The organism is Enterobacter sp. HSTU-ASh6 (genome assembly GCF_026319105.1).
Lineage (GTDB): Bacteria > Pseudomonadota > Gammaproteobacteria > Enterobacterales > Enterobacteriaceae > Enterobacter > Enterobacter sichuanensis.
Map to the genome: position 1 here is coordinate 84,730 of NZ_WSPD01000016.1, position 13,919 is coordinate 98,648.

A 13,919-nucleotide genomic window follows, 5' to 3' on the forward strand; every position below is an offset into this window, starting at 1 on the left:
GGGTTAATGCAAAAAAAGCCGGGTGGCGGCTGCGCCTTACCCGGCCTACATGGTATCCGTAGGCCCGGTAAGCGTAGCGCCACCGGGCAATACATACGGCTCAGCCACCCAGATACGCGCTCCGCACCGCTTCATTCGCCAGCAGCGCGTCACCGGTGTCTTCCAGCACCACGCGGCCGTTTTCCAGCACGTAGCCACGGTCAGCGAGCTTCAGCGCCTGGTTGGCGTTCTGCTCGACGAGGAAGATGGTCATCCCCTCTTTACGCAGCTGTTCGATGGTGTCGAAGATCTGCTGGATGATGATCGGTGCCAGACCGAGCGACGGTTCGTCCAGCAGCAGCAGGCGCGGCTGGCTCATCAGCGCGCGGCCGATCGCCAGCATCTGCTGTTCACCGCCGGACATGGTGCCCGCACGCTGGATGCGGCGCTCCCACAGACGCGGGAAGAGTTCGTACACCCACTTGATGCGGGTCTGATATTCATCGCGGTGGGCGAAGAAACCGCCCATCGCCAGGTTCTCTTCCACCGTCATACGCGAGAACACGCGACGTCCTTCCGGCACAATCGCCACCGCCTCACGCATGATTCTGGCGGTCTGCCAGTCGGTAATGTCTTTGCCATCGAACACAATCCGCCCGCTGGTGGCGCGCGGGTCGCCGCACAGGGTGCCGAGCAGCGTGGTTTTACCCGCGCCGTTGGCCCCGATCAGGGTCACGATTTCCCCCTGGTTGATATGCAGGCTGACGTCGTGCAGCGCCTGGATCTTACCGTAGTGCGCATTGACCTTATCGAACGTTAACATCGCTTTTTCCATCTTATGCCTCACCAAGGTATGCGCGGATCACGTCCGGGTTGTTGCGGATCTCTTCCGGCGTGCCGTTTGCCAGCGGCGTGCCCTGGTTGACCACGTAGATACGGTCAGAAATGCCCATCACCAGCTTCATGTCATGCTCAATCAGCAGAATGGTGGTGTCGTGATGATCGCGCAGTTCGGCAATCAGCTCGTCCAGCTCTTTGGTCTCTTTCGGGTTAAGCCCTGCTGCCGGTTCGTCGAGCATCAGGATTTCCGGCTGGGTCACCATGCAGCGCACAATTTCAAGGCGGCGCTGGTCGCCGTAGGCGAGGTTGCTCGCCTGACGGTTGGCGTGCTGCAGCAGGCCAATTCGGTCGAGCCAGGTGGCGGCGCGGTCGAGCGCTTCATCCTGCGCGCGGCGGAACGCCGGGGTTTTCAGCAGGCCGGAGAACAGCCCGGTTTTCAACTGCTGATGCTGTGCTACCAGCAGGTTCTCAATCACCGTCATTTCGCGGAACAGACGTACGTGCTGGAAGGTACGCACCACGCCCATGCGGGCAATCTGCTGACCCGGTAAACCTTCGAGATGCTGGTCGCGCAGCATGATGGTGCCGCCCGTCGGCTTATAGAAACCGGTCAGGCAGTTAAAGACCGTGGTTTTCCCCGCGCCGTTCGGGCCAATCAGGGAGACGATCTCTTTCTTGTGCAGATCCAGATTCACGTTATTGACCGCCAGCAGGCCGCCAAAACGCATCATCAGACCGTTAACGGATAATAAAGGCTTCATGCCTGCTCTCCTTTCGCTTGCCCGTTCTTCAGCTTCAGCTGTGGACGGGTCATCGGCAGCAGGCCCTGCGGACGCCAGATCATCATCAGCACCATCAAACCACCCAGCATCAGCATGCTGTATTCGTTAAAGTCACGCATCAGCTCGCGCGAGACCACCAGCAGAATGGCCGCCAGAATAACGGCAAACTGCGAGCCCATCCCACCGAGCACCACAATCGCCAGCACAAAGGCGGATTCGGCAAAGGTGAACGATTCCGGGCTGACGAAGCCCTGACGTGCGGCAAACAGCGTCCCGGCAAAACCGGCAAACGCGGCGCTGATGGTAAACGCAGTCAGCTTGATGCGGGTCGGGTTCAGGCCCAGAGAACGGCAGGCGATCTCATCTTCGCGCAGCGCTTCCCACGCACGGCCCAGCGGCATACGCAGCAGGCGGTTAATCACGAACAGGGTAATCACCACCAGCAGCAGCGCCACCAGATAGAGCCAGATAACGCGGTCGGACGGATCATATTTCACGCCAAAGAAGTTGCTGAAGGTGTCCCAGCCGCCTTCACGGGCGGTACGGCTGAACTCCAGACCGAAGAAGGTCGGTTTCGGGATCTGGCTGATACCGTTCGGGCCACCGGTCACTTCGGTGTTGTTGAGCAGCAGGATACGGACGATTTCACCGAAGCCTAAGGTCACAATCGCCAGGTAGTCACCGCGCAGGCGCAGCACCGGGAAGCCAAGCAGGAAACCAGCGGCGGCAGAGACCAGCCCCGCCAGCGGCAGACAGGTCCAGAAGCCGAGGCCGTAATAGTGGTTCAGCAGCGCAAACGTGTAGGCACCGATGGCGTAGAAGCCGCCGTAGCCCAGCACCAGCAGGCCGGAAAGCCCCACCACCACGTTCAGACCCAGACCGAGTATCACGTAGATCATGGTCAGGGTGGCGATATCCACCGTGCCGCGGGAGACCACGAACGGCCACGCCACCGCGGCCACCAGCAGCGCCACGAGGAACAGCTTCTGCTTAACGGTCGAACCGTCAATTGCCGGCAGAACAAACTTCGGCCCGGAGACGCCTTTCAGCGTCTTCTGAAACAGCGGACGCAGCAGCTGGAACAGGAAGACGACCGCCGTGCCGATAAATACCCACTGCCAGCGAATGTCGGCAGCGGTGTCGACCACCAGCTTAGTGCCGTTCAGCTCTAACTGAACGCCCATAAAGACGCCCGCCAGCACGAAGAACATGGCGGCAGAGAGCAGCGCCATTGCAAAATGCATCGGTTTCATACTTTCTCTACCTCCGGACGGCCCAGAATACCGGTAGGCATCACCAGCAGAACCAGAATCAGCAGGGCAAACGACACCACATCTTTATACTCAGTGCTCAGATACGCCGAGGAGAGCGCTTCCGCCACGCCCAGGATCAGGCCGCCAATCATTGCCCCCGGAATACTGCCGATACCGCCCAGCACCGCCGCGGTAAAGGCTTTCATCCCGGCCATAAAGCCGATGTACGGGTTAATCACGCCGTAGAACTGGCCGAGCAGAACCCCGGCAACAGCCGCCATCGCGGCACCGATCACAAAGGTCAGGGCAATGACGCGGTCGGTGTTGATCCCCAGCAGGCTCGCCATCTTCAGGTCTTCCGCGCAGGCGCGGCAGGCGCGTCCCATGCGCGAGTAACGGATGAACAGCGTCAGGGCGAGCATCGCAATGAAGGTCACCACCCAGATAACCAGCTGCATGGTGGTGATAGAGGCAGAGAAGTTTTCGCTGGCCCCCACAACCCACTGGCCGTTAAACAGGCTTGGCAACGCCACGTCGCGTGAGCCTTCGGTCAGGCTGACGTAGTTTTGCAGGAAGATGGACATCCCAATCGCGGAGATGAGCGCAATCAGGCGCTTGGAGCTGCGCACCGGCCGGTAGGCCACGCGTTCGATGCTCCAGCCGTAGGCGCTGGCAATCACAATCGCGCCGACAAACCCGGCGGCGACCAGCAGCCAGCTGCTGTCGATGCCCATCATCATCAGCGCGGCGATGATCATAAAGGAGACATAGCTACCGATCATGTACACCTCGCCGTGGGCGAAGTTGATCATGCCGATAATGCCGTAAACCATCGTATAGCCGATGGCAATCAGCGCGTAGGTGCTTCCCAGCGTGACGCCGTTAAACATCTGCTGCAGGAAATAGAGAAACTGCTCGGACATATGCAAACCTTTTTATACCCGCCCGGCGGTCCGGGCGGTGGGATAATTATTTGGCGACCGAGGACGAACCGTCGGCGTGCCACTTAAAGACACCAAACTCAAATCCCTTCAGATCGCCTTTCTCATCCCAGTTCAGCGGCCCAATCACGGTGTTCGCCCCGTGCGCTTTTAAATCTTTCACCAGATCCAGCGGTTCTTTGCTGCCGGTACGATCCAGCGCCGTCGCCAGAGACTGTACGGCGGCGTAAGTGATCCAGACGTACGGCCCGCTCGGATCTTTTTTCTGCGCCTTGAGCGCATCAACGATAGCCTTGTTGGCCGGATCCTGGTCATAGCGTTTTGGCATCGTCACCAGCATGCCTTCGGCGGCATCACCCGCAATGTTAGACAGGGAGGCGTTACCCACGCCTTCCGGCCCCATAAACTGGGTTTTCAACCCTACCGAACGCGCCTGACGCAGCATTTGTCCCATTTCCGGGTAGTAGCCACCGTAGTAAACGAAGTCGATATTCTCTTTTTGCAGACGGGCAATCAGCGCGGAGAAGTCTTTCTCACCGGCGGTAATACCGTCGAAGAAGACGATGTTTGCGCCGCCTTTTTTCAGGCCGTCCTGAACGGAACGCGCCAGGCCTTCGCCATACTGTTGTTTGTCATGAATAATGGCGATGCGCTGTGGCTTGACGTTTTCGAGGATAAATTTGGCGGCAGTCGGCCCCTGAGAGGAGTCCAGACCGGCGGTACGCATAATGTGCTGATAGCCGCGCTGGGTCAGCTCCGGGTTGGTCGCACCGGGGGTGATCATCAGAATGCCTTCATCTTCGTAGATATCAGACGCCGGCTGGGTGGAGGATGAGCACAGATGGCCGATCACGTACTGGATGCCATCGTTGACGATTTTGTTAGCGACCGCGACGGCCTGTTTCGGATCGCAGGCGTCGTCATATTCCACGCCTACCAGCTTGTCGCCTTTGATACCGCCTTTGGCATTGATGTCTTTGATGGCCTGGCGCGCACCGTTGAACTCCATGTCACCCCACTGAGCAACAGGACCGGACATCGCCCCCACCACCGCAACTTTAATGTCCTCCGCCATAGCGGCATGCGAGATCGACAGTGCGACCATCCCCGCGAGTATCGTCTTCGCGTTCCTTTTCATCTCTGAATCCCCATTCGTGATGTCGTGTTTATATTTTGTTTTATTATGGTTAAAAAGCATTCTGTACTTTTAATGAACAACGCTATTTTTACCAGTGCCTTTAATGGTTTAGCGCAGTTTTTTGTCAAAAACCAGACTAAAATCTCTATTTTTCAGGCGATTAAGCAAAGATAATATTCTGAAATCAGGCAGAGATAAACAACTAAAAGTGCAGTTTGCAGCATAAAATAACGGTACAAAGCGTCGAATAAATCACTACCATTCAGGTTAAAATTCTGCTTATTTTTCGATCCATGTGTTTTCAATCTGCCCATTGCGTTGTCAAAAAACTAATCACCTGGCGAATGAGAATAAAAAGAGGAAGCCGCTGAGCGAATAAATTGAGTACACTGCCCCTACTCAATTTGATTTGGACAAGTGGCTAATGAAACTGACTATCGTGCGTCTGGTGACCTTTAGCGACCAGGATCATATCGACCTGGGCAAGATCTGGCCGGAATATTCCCCTTCGTCGCTACGCGTCGATGAGACCCACCGCATTTATGCCGCGCGCTTCAACGAGCGCCTGCTGGCTGCGGTTCGCGTGACGCTAAGCGGGACAGAAGGGGCGCTGGACTCATTGCGCGTACGTGACGTTACCCGTCGTCGCGGTGTAGGACAGTACTTAATTGAAGAAGTGATTCGCACAAACCCGAACGTGACTTCATGGTGGATGGCTGACGTGGGGGTAGAAGACCGCGGTGTGATGGCGGCGTTTATGCAGGCGTTAGGGTTTACGGCGCAGGAGAGCGGGTGGGAGAAGCGCCAGAGTTGATATGTGCGGCCTGATGCCCTCACCCCGGCCCTCTCCCACAGGGAGAGGGAGAAAACATTAAAAAAGGCAACTTACGTTGCCTTTTTGCTTTTATTTGGCGTCCGTCGCCGTGCCGTTAGCATGCCAGTCAAACACGCCGAACTCGAAGCCCTTCAGATCGCCCTTCGCGTCCCAGGAGAGAGGCCCCATAACGGTCTCGACGGTGTTCGCTTTCAGCCAGGTGGCAATTTCAGCTGGATCGGCTGACTGGTTCAGGCCCGCCTGCAGCGACTGCAGCGCCGCGTAGGTGGTCCAGACGAACGCGCCGCTTGGATCCTGTTTCTTCGCCTTGATGGCATCAACGATAGGTTTGTTCGCAGGGACCTGGTCGTAGTTCTTCGGCTTGGTCACCAGCAGGCCTTCCGCAGACTCACCCGCGATGTTAGACAGGGAAACGTTCGCCACCCCTTCTGGTCCCATAAACTGGGTTTTCAGACCGGCCGCGCGTGCCTGACGCAGGATCTGGCCCATTTCCGGGTGGTAGCCACCGTAGTAAACGAAGTCGATATTCTCTTTCTTCAGACGCGCAACCAGCGTGGAGAAGTCTTTCTCGCCCGCAGTGATCCCGTCGAAGAAGACGACGTTCGCATTGCCTTTCTTCAGACCATCCTGCACCGCACGCGCCAGACCTTCACCGTACTGCTGTTTATCGTGAACAATGGCGATGCGCTGCGGCTTCACTTTTTCAAGAATGTATTTTGCCGCGGTTGGGCCCTGGTCAGAATCCAGACCGGTGGTACGCAGGGTCAGCTTGTAGCCGCGTGCGGTCAGCTCCGGTGCGGTCGCCGCCGGGGTGATCATCAAAATCCCTTCGTCTTCGTAGATGTCAGACGCAGGCTGCGTAGAGGAAGAACACAGGTGACCGATGACGTATTTGATCCCGTCGTTTACCACTTTGTTCGCGACCGCGACCGCTTGTTTCGGGTCACAGGCATCATCATATTTTACGATCTGCAGTTTTTCGCCCTTGATACCGCCCTTAGCGTTAATGTCTGCAACCGCCTGTTCTGCGCCAGTAAATTCCTGGTCGCCGTACTGCGCTACCGGACCGGACATCGCGCCTACCACAGCCACTTTGATGTCTGCCTGTGCCATGGTGCTGAATGCCAACGCGATACATCCTGCCAGTAACGTTTTACCCTTCATGTTCATCCTGAGATTCCCCATTATTATGGTTATTACGATTGTTGTGATGTTGTTGTGCAGCGCTTTATTTCAGTTATAGGTGTGCTGTTCGCGCTTTTTCAGCATACTCTGCTAAAACATACCCCATTTTTATGATTTTGGAATAGCAAATTTGAAATGAATATATGATAAGCCCGGCAGGGCGTTTTGCCGGGCAAGTGGCTTTAACGTGTCAGCGAGGCGGAGATAATGTCCAGCGCTTTACGGAACTGCACCTCGGGGATCGTCAGCGGATAGAGGAAGCGAATGACGTTGCCGTACACGCCGCAGCTCAGAAGCAGCAAACCTTCCTGCAATGCCCGCTCCTGAACCTGGCGGGTAAATTCCGGCGAAGGCTGACCCGTTTGCGGGTCGTTAAACTCCACCGCCACCATCGAACCCTGTGCGCGAATATCCGCGATATATGGGCAATGTTCCTTCGCTTTGTTCAGCACCTCCACCAGGTGATGGCCAAGATGTGCCGAGCGGGTGCAGAGGTCTTCTTCATCAATCACGTCCAGCACGGCATGCGCTGCGGCAATCGCCAGCGGGTTCCCCGCGTAGGTGCCGCCCAGCCCGCCAGGCGCAGGCGCATCCATCACCTCAGCGCGGCCCGAGACCGCCGAGAGCGGCATCCCGCCCGCCAGGCTTTTCGCCATGGTGATCAGATCCGGCTTCACGCAGTGGTGCTCCATCGAGAACAGCTTGCCGGTGCGGGCGAAACCGCTTTGCACCTCGTCGGCAATCAGCAAAATACCGTGGGTATCGCACAGGGCGCGCAGGGCCTGCATAAAATCAGCCGGGGCGATGTTGAAACCGCCCTCCCCCTGAACCGGTTCGAGAATAATCGCCGCAACCTGATCCGGGGCGATATCCGCTTTAAAGATGCGCTCCAGGCTCTTTAGCGCCTCCGCGGTGCTGACGCCATGCAGTTCATTCGGATACTGGGCGTGATAAACCGAGCCGGGGAAAGGGCCAAAGCCGAGCTTGTAGGGCGCGACTTTGCCGGTCAGCGCCATGGTCATAAAGGTTCGCCCGTGGAACGCGCCGCCGAAGGTGATAAGGCCAGGACGTCTGGTAAAGGCGCGGGCAATTTTTACGGCGTTTTCCACCGCTTCTGCGCCCGTCGAGAAGAACGCCGTTTTCGCCGGGCCGTCAATGGGCACGCGTGCGTTGATACGCTCGGCAAGCGACACATAGCCTTCATACGGCACAATCTGGTAAGCCGTATGGGTAAAGGCGTGGAGTTGTTTTTCGATGGCGGCAATGACCTTTGGATGGCGATGGCCGGTATTCAGCACCGCGATCCCCGCGGCAAAGTCGATGTACTCGTTGCCCTCGACGTCCCACACCGTGGCGTTCTCCGCTTTATCGGCATAGAAGTTACACATCACGCCGATGCCGCGCGGCGTCGCCTGTAAACGCCGGTCGTTGAGTTCGTTATTTTTCACCCTGTCCCCCTGAGAAAGTCGCCTGCTTAGCGCATCAGTAAGTGTTTGCCAGGGGGCGGAAATTCGCCAGAGCGGGCGCTAAAAAAACAAAACCCCCGGACTTGGCATCCAGGGGTTCTCGTCATACTTCGCGGAAATTACGCTTCGATAGCGGCGCGAAGTTTTTTCATAGCGTTCTTTTCAAGCTGACGCACACGTTCGGCGGAAACGCCGTAGCGGTCGGCCAGCTCCTGCAGCGTGGACTTGTTGTCTTCGTCCAGCCAGCGGGCGCGGATAATATCCTGGCTACGCTCGTCCAGGCCTTCCATCGCATAGCTCAGCTTGTTCGCGGCCTGATCTTCCCAGTTATCCTCTTCGATGCCATCAGCAAAGTTAGAGGTCTTATCCTGCAGATACAGAACCGGCGCCATTGGCTGGCTGTCGGATGCATCGTCGTCAGAGGACATATCAAAAGTCATGTCCTGCGCGGCCATACGGGATTCCATCTCACGCACGTCTTTACTGGATACGCCCAGCTCGCGCGCCACCATTTCGACTTCATCCTGATTGAACCAGCCCAGACGCTGCTTGGTTTTACGCAGGTTAAAGAACAGTTTGCGTTGCGCTTTTGTTGTGGCGACTTTCACGATACGCCAGTTGCGCAGCACGTATTCGTGAATCTCTGCTTTGATCCAGTGCACAGCGAAGGAGACCAGTCGCACACCCACTTCCGGGTTAAAGCGACGCACAGCCTTCATCAGACCGATGTTACCTTCCTGAATCAAGTCCGCCTGCGGCAGGCCATAGCCCGCGTAATTACGAGCAATGTGAACAACAAAGCGCAGGTGAGACAGGATCAGCTTTTTCGCTGCTTCCAGATCGCCCTGGTAATGCAGCTTTTCAGCAAGCTCCTTTTCTTCCTCGGCCGTTAACATCGGCCAGGTGTTCGCAGCCCGGATATACGATTCCAGGTTACCAACAGGGGCTAAAGCTAAAGTTTGCATTTCTTTGGTCATTCATTCCTCTCAATGTTTCTTCTGGTCCTGGTTGTCCCCGTCAGGCAACAACCATGCCAAAGCGTTTGAGCAACGAGATTAGCATTCACTCTTTTATCAGACAGTGATTTTATCCACAAGTTCCAGGTGCAACGGTGAATAAATTACGCACAAAATGTGACATGGAGATGATAACAGGGGAAGTGACAACAGGGACGCTTTCCCTGCAGAGCGAACATCTCGGTGCAGGGAAAGATTATATCACGCTTTTCTTAGTCGGGAGTAAAGTGGCGTAAATGTTGAACGGTTGCCAGCCAGGCGGCCACCCACCCGATCATCGAGCACACCAGCAGCAGCAGCAGGCACTCATCGAACCCTAAGCCACTGATATCAAACTTCGTTCCGAAAACCTGCGCCACTTCAGTCACGGCAGATGAAAGCCGCATCACCAAAATTTCTGACAATATCAGTGAAAGAAATGCGCCGGAAAACCCGAGCAGCGCGCCGCCGTAAAGGAACGGTCGAAGGATAAAGCCATCCGTTGCCCCAATCAGCTTTTGCACGTTGATGGTATCGCGACGGGCGAAGATGCTCAGGCGCACGCTGTTGCCGATGACCAGGAAGACCGCCGCCACCATCAGCACGCCAATCATCGCCGCCACACGCCCGACCAGCCCGGTCAGGGCAGAAAGACGCGCAAACCAGCTGTCATCCATGCGCACTTCGTCAATGCCTTTAATGCGGGTAATGCGATCGCGCAGGGTGTTAAGGGAATCGGTACCCTGGAAATCCAGCTTCGGGATCACCACCGCCACGGCAGGCAGCGGGTTCTCTTCAAGCATATCCAGCGCACCGCCAAAGCCTGACCAGTTGCGGAACTCGCCCAGCGCGTCTTCACGCGAGAGATAATTAACCTTCTCCACGCCCTGCTCGGCCTGAATTTGCCCGACCACCTGCGCCGCCGCGTTATCGTCGAGCGCTTTATCCAGATAGACCGTGATCTGCGGGGACGGATAATACTGTGAAGCCGCCTGGTTAACGTTCTTATAAACCATATAGCAGACGCTTGGCAGCGTGAGGGAGATGGCAATCACCATCACCGTCAGGAACGTCGCCAGCGGTTTGCTTTTAAGGTCCTGCAGCGCGCCGTGGAAGGCGTAGCGCACCTGCTCGTTGAACACGTTGGTTTTGCGGGAAGCCGGCTTAGGCGCGGCCTTCTGGCGCTTCGGCGCATTACGATTACCGTCACCCCCGCTCTGCGGCTTGCGGAAACGGTCTAACCGGTTGCCAAACTGCCGAATCTGGTTCATTGCATCACGCTTATTCACCGTGGCCTCCGTGCAAATGACCGTCGCTCAGGGTTAGCATGCGGTACGAACGACGGGAAATGAGCCCGATATCGTGCGTCGCCATCAATACGGTGACCCCCACGCGGTTAAATTCCTCAAACAGACGCAAAATCCCTTCGGACAGGGCATCGTCCAGGTTACCGGTCGGTTCATCCGCCAGCAGTACCGCAGGCTTATTCACCACCGCACGGGCAATGCCCACACGCTGCTGTTCACCGCCGGAGAGCTGGATCGGGAAGTTCTTCGCTTTGTCCAGCAGCCCGACCTTATCCAGCGCCGCAGAGACGCGACGGCGGATATCGTCATAGCTGGCACCGGCAATAATCAGCGGAATGGCCACGTTATCGAAAACGGTGCGATCCATCAGCAGGTGGTGGTCCTGGAAAATCATGCCGATCTGCCGACGCAGGAACGGCACTTCGCGGTTTTTCAGGCGGCTGATCTCATGGCCGCCGAAAAAGATTTTCCCGGCACTTGGCCGCTCGATCCCACAGATAAGCTTGAGCAGGGTACTTTTCCCCGCGCCGGAATGGCCGGTCAGGAATGCCATCTCGCCCGGCTGCAGGTGGAATGTCACCCCCTGCAGCGCTTGTCTCCCACCGAGATAGGCCTTGCTGACGTGTTCAAAGCGAATCATTGTTAGTCCTCTCGGGCAAATAATGCCTCAATAAAGTCGTCCGCTTTAAACGGACGTAAATCCTCAATACGCTCGCCCACACCGATGTAGCGGATAGGAATGCCGAACTGGTCAGCCACGGAGAAGATCACCCCGCCTTTCGCGGTGCCGTCCAGTTTGGTCAGCGTGATCCCCGTCAGTCCTACCGCTTCATGGAACAGCTTCGCCTGGCTGATGGCGTTCTGTCCGGTGCTGGCATCAATGGTCAGCATAATTTCATGCGGTGCGTCTTCGTCCAGCTTCTTCATCACGCGGACGATTTTCTTCAACTCTTCCATCAGGTGCGATTTGTTCTGCAAACGGCCTGCAGTATCGGCAATCAGCACGTCCACGTTGCGCGCCTTCGCCGCCTGAATGGCGTCGAAGATCACGGATGCGGAGTCCGCGCCGGTATGCTGAGCAATCACCGGAATGTTATTGCGCTGGCCCCAGACCTGAAGCTGCTCAACCGCTGCCGCACGGAAGGTATCACCCGCAGCCAGCATCACCGATTTGCCCTGCTGCTCGAACTGACGCGCCAGCTTGCCGATGGTGGTGGTTTTGCCCACGCCGTTCACGCCGACCATCAGAATAACAAATGGCGTTTTGCCTTCAATATTAAGCGGTTCGTCAACTTTTGCGAGAATTTCACCCATCTCGTCTTTCAGCAGGCCGTACAGCGCCTCGGCGTCACGCAATTGCTTGCGGCTCGCCCCTTCGGTCAGATTGGTGATGATCTTACGGGTGGTTTCTACCCCCACGTCCGCGATCAGCAACTGTTCTTCCAGCTCTTCAAACAGATCGTCGTCGATCTTTTTGCCGCGGAACAGACTGATAAATCCGGAACCTAAGTTTTCTTTGGTCTTCAGCAGGCTGCGTTTCAGGCGAGCGAAGAAACCTTCTTTGGTCGGTTTTTCCTGCTCCTGGACAATCTCTTCGGTCTGCTCTGGCTCTTCCACCGGCACGACGATAACCGCTTCTTCAGCGGCCTCTGCCGCCAGCGCCTGGGCTTCCAGCTCTTCGTCGGTCAGCTCAGGTTCGTTTTCGGCCTCTTCTTCCACCGCTTCAACAATTTCAACGGTTTCCGCTTCGGCCTGCCACTCTTCGGCAGAAACGGCTTCGGCTTTCACCTCTTCCGGCAGTGGTAACTCTTCATGTTCGATAACGGCCTGTGGCGCGTCGGGGATCTCATCAACCACGACCGGTTCTGGCTTCTCGCTCTCCTGAACCTCTTCAGTGACCGCAACCACCTCTTCAGCGAAAGATTCGATCTCTTCTTTGCTGTGCGCCGTTTCTTCCGCCTCGACAACCGCGGCGGTTTCTACAGGCGTTTCAGGCTGCGATTGCTCTTCAACGGCATGTTGCTCTTCGGTTTTCTGTTCTGTTTCTTGCTCTTTTTCACCGAAGCCCAGCCAGGAAAAGAAGCCACGTTTTTTTTGTTTTGCCATCTGCGACTACACTCCTCGCGGCGCTATATACATGGAAGCTAAAAAAATGATGAAATAGTCTAACACTTTACTTAATTGACATCACCGCCCGCAATCGCAGGCCAATTGTTAACAGAGCTTTCCTGAAATGAAGAAACCCAACCGCGCCCCGGCCGGTCAAATTCGTATTATTGGTGGTCAGTGGAGAGGCCGGAAATTACCGGTGCCGGACAGCCCCGGTTTACGCCCCACCACCGACCGCGTGCGCGAAACGCTGTTTAACTGGCTGGCCCCGTCAATGGTCGACGCCCACTGTCTCGACTGCTTCGCTGGCAGCGGCGCACTCGGGCTGGAAGCGCTGTCGCGCTATGCCGCCAGCGCCACGCTGCTGGAGATGGAGCGCGGCGTTGCGCAGACCTTGCAGCAGAATCTGGCGACGCTGAAAGCAAGCAACGCCAGGGTTGTGAACACCAACACCCTGAGTTTTCTGGCACAGAAGGGCACGCCGCATAACGTGGTGTTTGTCGACCCGCCGTTCCGTAAGGGTCTGCTGGAAGAGACGTTATCCCTGCTGGAGCAAAACGGCTGGCTGGCGGATGACGCATTAATTTACGTGGAAAGCGAAGTGGAAAACGGTTTACCCCCGGTTCCCGCCCACTGGGAACTGCACCGTGAGAAAGTGGCCGGTCAGGTCGCTTATCGTCTGTATCACCGTCAGGCACAAGGAGGATCCGATGCCGGTACTGATTAATCTGGGACGTTTGTTGATGCTGGGCGTCTGGGCGTTTTTGCTTCTCAACCTGGTGCACCCGTTCCCGCGCCCGATGAATATTTTTGTTAACGTCGCGCTGATTTTCACCTCGTTCATGCACGCCCTGCAGATGGTGATGCTGAAAAATGGCCTGCCGAAAGATGGCCCACAGATGACCGGCTGGCAGCAGCTGCGCGTCTTTATTTTCGGCGTGTTTGAACTGCTGGTGTGGATGAAGAAGTTTAAGGCGCAGGTTAAGAAATAACACCCTCACCCTAACCCTCTCCCGTGTACAGTCCGGGGACATGGTAGACAGGTGTTCGGGGACATGGTGAACACTTTTTAACATCCTTTACCCATGG

Annotated in this window: 14 protein-coding genes; 3 read left to right on the top strand and 11 right to left on the bottom strand. The window is 56.6% G+C overall.

The genetic code is table 11. From position 1 onward, the window contains the following. Positions 1–100: 100 nt before the first annotated feature. From livF to livK, 5 genes are read right to left on the bottom strand one after another with little or no spacing between them, the layout of a single operon-like run. Positions 101–814, bottom strand: a complete 714-nt coding sequence (gene livF / locus GM298_RS18125) for a high-affinity branched-chain amino acid ABC transporter ATP-binding protein LivF (RefSeq protein WP_008500102.1) — start codon at positions 812–814, stop codon at positions 101–103. A 1-nt stretch (position 815) separates the two neighbouring features. Next, positions 816–1,580, bottom strand: a complete 765-nt coding sequence (livG, locus tag GM298_RS18130; protein WP_025757808.1) for a high-affinity branched-chain amino acid ABC transporter ATP-binding protein LivG — start codon at positions 1,578–1,580, stop codon at positions 816–818. Next, positions 1,577–2,854, bottom strand: coding sequence for a branched chain amino acid ABC transporter permease LivM (gene livM / locus GM298_RS18135; protein ID WP_013099130.1), 1,278 nt, complete (start codon positions 2,852–2,854; stop codon positions 1,577–1,579). The genes livG and livM overlap by 4 nt, the downstream gene beginning before the upstream one ends. After that, entirely contained in the window at positions 2,851–3,777 is a 927-nt protein-coding gene (gene livH / locus GM298_RS18140) for a high-affinity branched-chain amino acid ABC transporter permease LivH (protein WP_025757805.1), read from the bottom strand. The genes livM and livH overlap by 4 nt, the downstream gene beginning before the upstream one ends. A 46-nt stretch (positions 3,778–3,823) precedes the next feature. Further along, entirely contained in the window at positions 3,824–4,933 is a 1,110-nt protein-coding gene (gene livK, locus GM298_RS18145) for a high-affinity branched-chain amino acid ABC transporter substrate-binding protein LivK (protein ID WP_025757804.1), read from the bottom strand. A 424-nt stretch (positions 4,934–5,357) separates the two neighbouring features. On the opposite strand from livK, the gene panM reads away from it, so the two are divergent. Beyond that, complete coding sequence (gene panM, locus GM298_RS18150) at positions 5,358–5,747, top strand: aspartate 1-decarboxylase autocleavage activator PanM (RefSeq protein ID WP_025758967.1); 390 nt, start codon at positions 5,358–5,360, stop codon at positions 5,745–5,747. 90 nt (positions 5,748–5,837) lie between these two features. Here the strand turns inward: panM and livJ are convergent, their stop codons facing one another. From livJ to ftsY, 6 genes are all read right to left on the bottom strand, one after another. Continuing rightward, entirely contained in the window at positions 5,838–6,938 is a 1,101-nt protein-coding gene (gene livJ, locus GM298_RS18155; RefSeq protein ID WP_266154955.1) for a branched chain amino acid ABC transporter substrate-binding protein LivJ, read from the bottom strand. Between the two features lie 197 nt (positions 6,939–7,135). Further along, a complete protein-coding gene (locus tag GM298_RS18160; RefSeq protein WP_208283864.1) occupies positions 7,136–8,401 on the bottom strand; it encodes a 4-aminobutyrate--2-oxoglutarate transaminase in 1,266 nt (421 codons plus the stop codon). A gap of 137 nt (positions 8,402–8,538) precedes the next feature. After that, entirely contained in the window at positions 8,539–9,396 is an 858-nt protein-coding gene (gene rpoH, locus GM298_RS18165) for an RNA polymerase sigma factor RpoH (RefSeq protein WP_008500093.1), read from the bottom strand. Between the two features lie 251 nt (positions 9,397–9,647). Then, a complete protein-coding gene (gene ftsX, locus GM298_RS18170) occupies positions 9,648–10,703 on the bottom strand; it encodes a permease-like cell division protein FtsX (RefSeq protein WP_025758972.1) in 1,056 nt (351 codons plus the stop codon). After that, a complete protein-coding gene (gene ftsE / locus GM298_RS18175) occupies positions 10,696–11,361 on the bottom strand; it encodes a cell division ATP-binding protein FtsE (RefSeq protein ID WP_025758973.1) in 666 nt (221 codons plus the stop codon). The genes ftsX and ftsE overlap by 8 nt, the downstream gene beginning before the upstream one ends. A gap of 2 nt (positions 11,362–11,363) precedes the next feature. Beyond that, a complete protein-coding gene (gene ftsY / locus GM298_RS18180) occupies positions 11,364–12,827 on the bottom strand; it encodes a signal recognition particle-docking protein FtsY (RefSeq protein ID WP_025758974.1) in 1,464 nt (487 codons plus the stop codon). A gap of 127 nt (positions 12,828–12,954) precedes the next feature. Here ftsY and rsmD point away from each other — a divergent pair, with 127 nt between their 5' ends. Then, complete coding sequence (rsmD, locus tag GM298_RS18185; RefSeq protein WP_025758975.1) at positions 12,955–13,557, top strand: 16S rRNA (guanine(966)-N(2))-methyltransferase; 603 nt, start codon at positions 12,955–12,957, stop codon at positions 13,555–13,557. Beyond that, on the top strand, positions 13,541–13,822 hold the full coding sequence (locus GM298_RS18190; RefSeq protein WP_008500088.1) for a DUF1145 family protein: 282 nt from the start codon (positions 13,541–13,543) through the stop codon (positions 13,820–13,822). Before rsmD ends, GM298_RS18190 begins: the two co-directional genes overlap by 17 nt. Positions 13,823–13,919: the final 97 nt, after the last annotated feature.

Bases quoted from the DNA above. Each gene is read 5' to 3' on its own strand.
- rpoH (WP_008500093.1), bottom strand. From the start codon at position 9,396: ATGACCAAAGAAATGCAAACTTTAGCTTTAGCCCCTGTTGGTAACCTG.
- ftsE (WP_025758973.1), bottom strand. From the start codon at position 11,361: ATGATTCGCTTTGAACACGTCAGCAAGGCCTATCTCGGTGGGAGACAA.
- livF (WP_008500102.1), bottom strand. From the start codon at position 814: ATGGAAAAAGCGATGTTAACGTTCGATAAGGTCAATGCGCACTACGGT.
- livK (WP_025757804.1), bottom strand. From the start codon at position 4,933: ATGAAAAGGAACGCGAAGACGATACTCGCGGGGATGGTCGCACTGTCG.
- livM (WP_013099130.1), bottom strand. From the start codon at position 2,854: ATGAAACCGATGCATTTTGCAATGGCGCTGCTCTCTGCCGCCATGTTC.
- panM (WP_025758967.1), top strand. From the start codon at position 5,358: ATGAAACTGACTATCGTGCGTCTGGTGACCTTTAGCGACCAGGATCAT.
- GM298_RS18190 (WP_008500088.1), top strand. From the start codon at position 13,541: ATGCCGGTACTGATTAATCTGGGACGTTTGTTGATGCTGGGCGTCTGG.
- livJ (WP_266154955.1), bottom strand. From the start codon at position 6,938: ATGAACATGAAGGGTAAAACGTTACTGGCAGGATGTATCGCGTTGGCA.
- livG (WP_025757808.1), bottom strand. From the start codon at position 1,580: ATGAAGCCTTTATTATCCGTTAACGGTCTGATGATGCGTTTTGGCGGC.
- rsmD (WP_025758975.1), top strand. From the start codon at position 12,955: ATGAAGAAACCCAACCGCGCCCCGGCCGGTCAAATTCGTATTATTGGT.
- ftsY (WP_025758974.1), bottom strand. From the start codon at position 12,827: ATGGCAAAACAAAAAAAACGTGGCTTCTTTTCCTGGCTGGGCTTCGGT.
- livH (WP_025757805.1), bottom strand. From the start codon at position 3,777: ATGTCCGAGCAGTTTCTCTATTTCCTGCAGCAGATGTTTAACGGCGTC.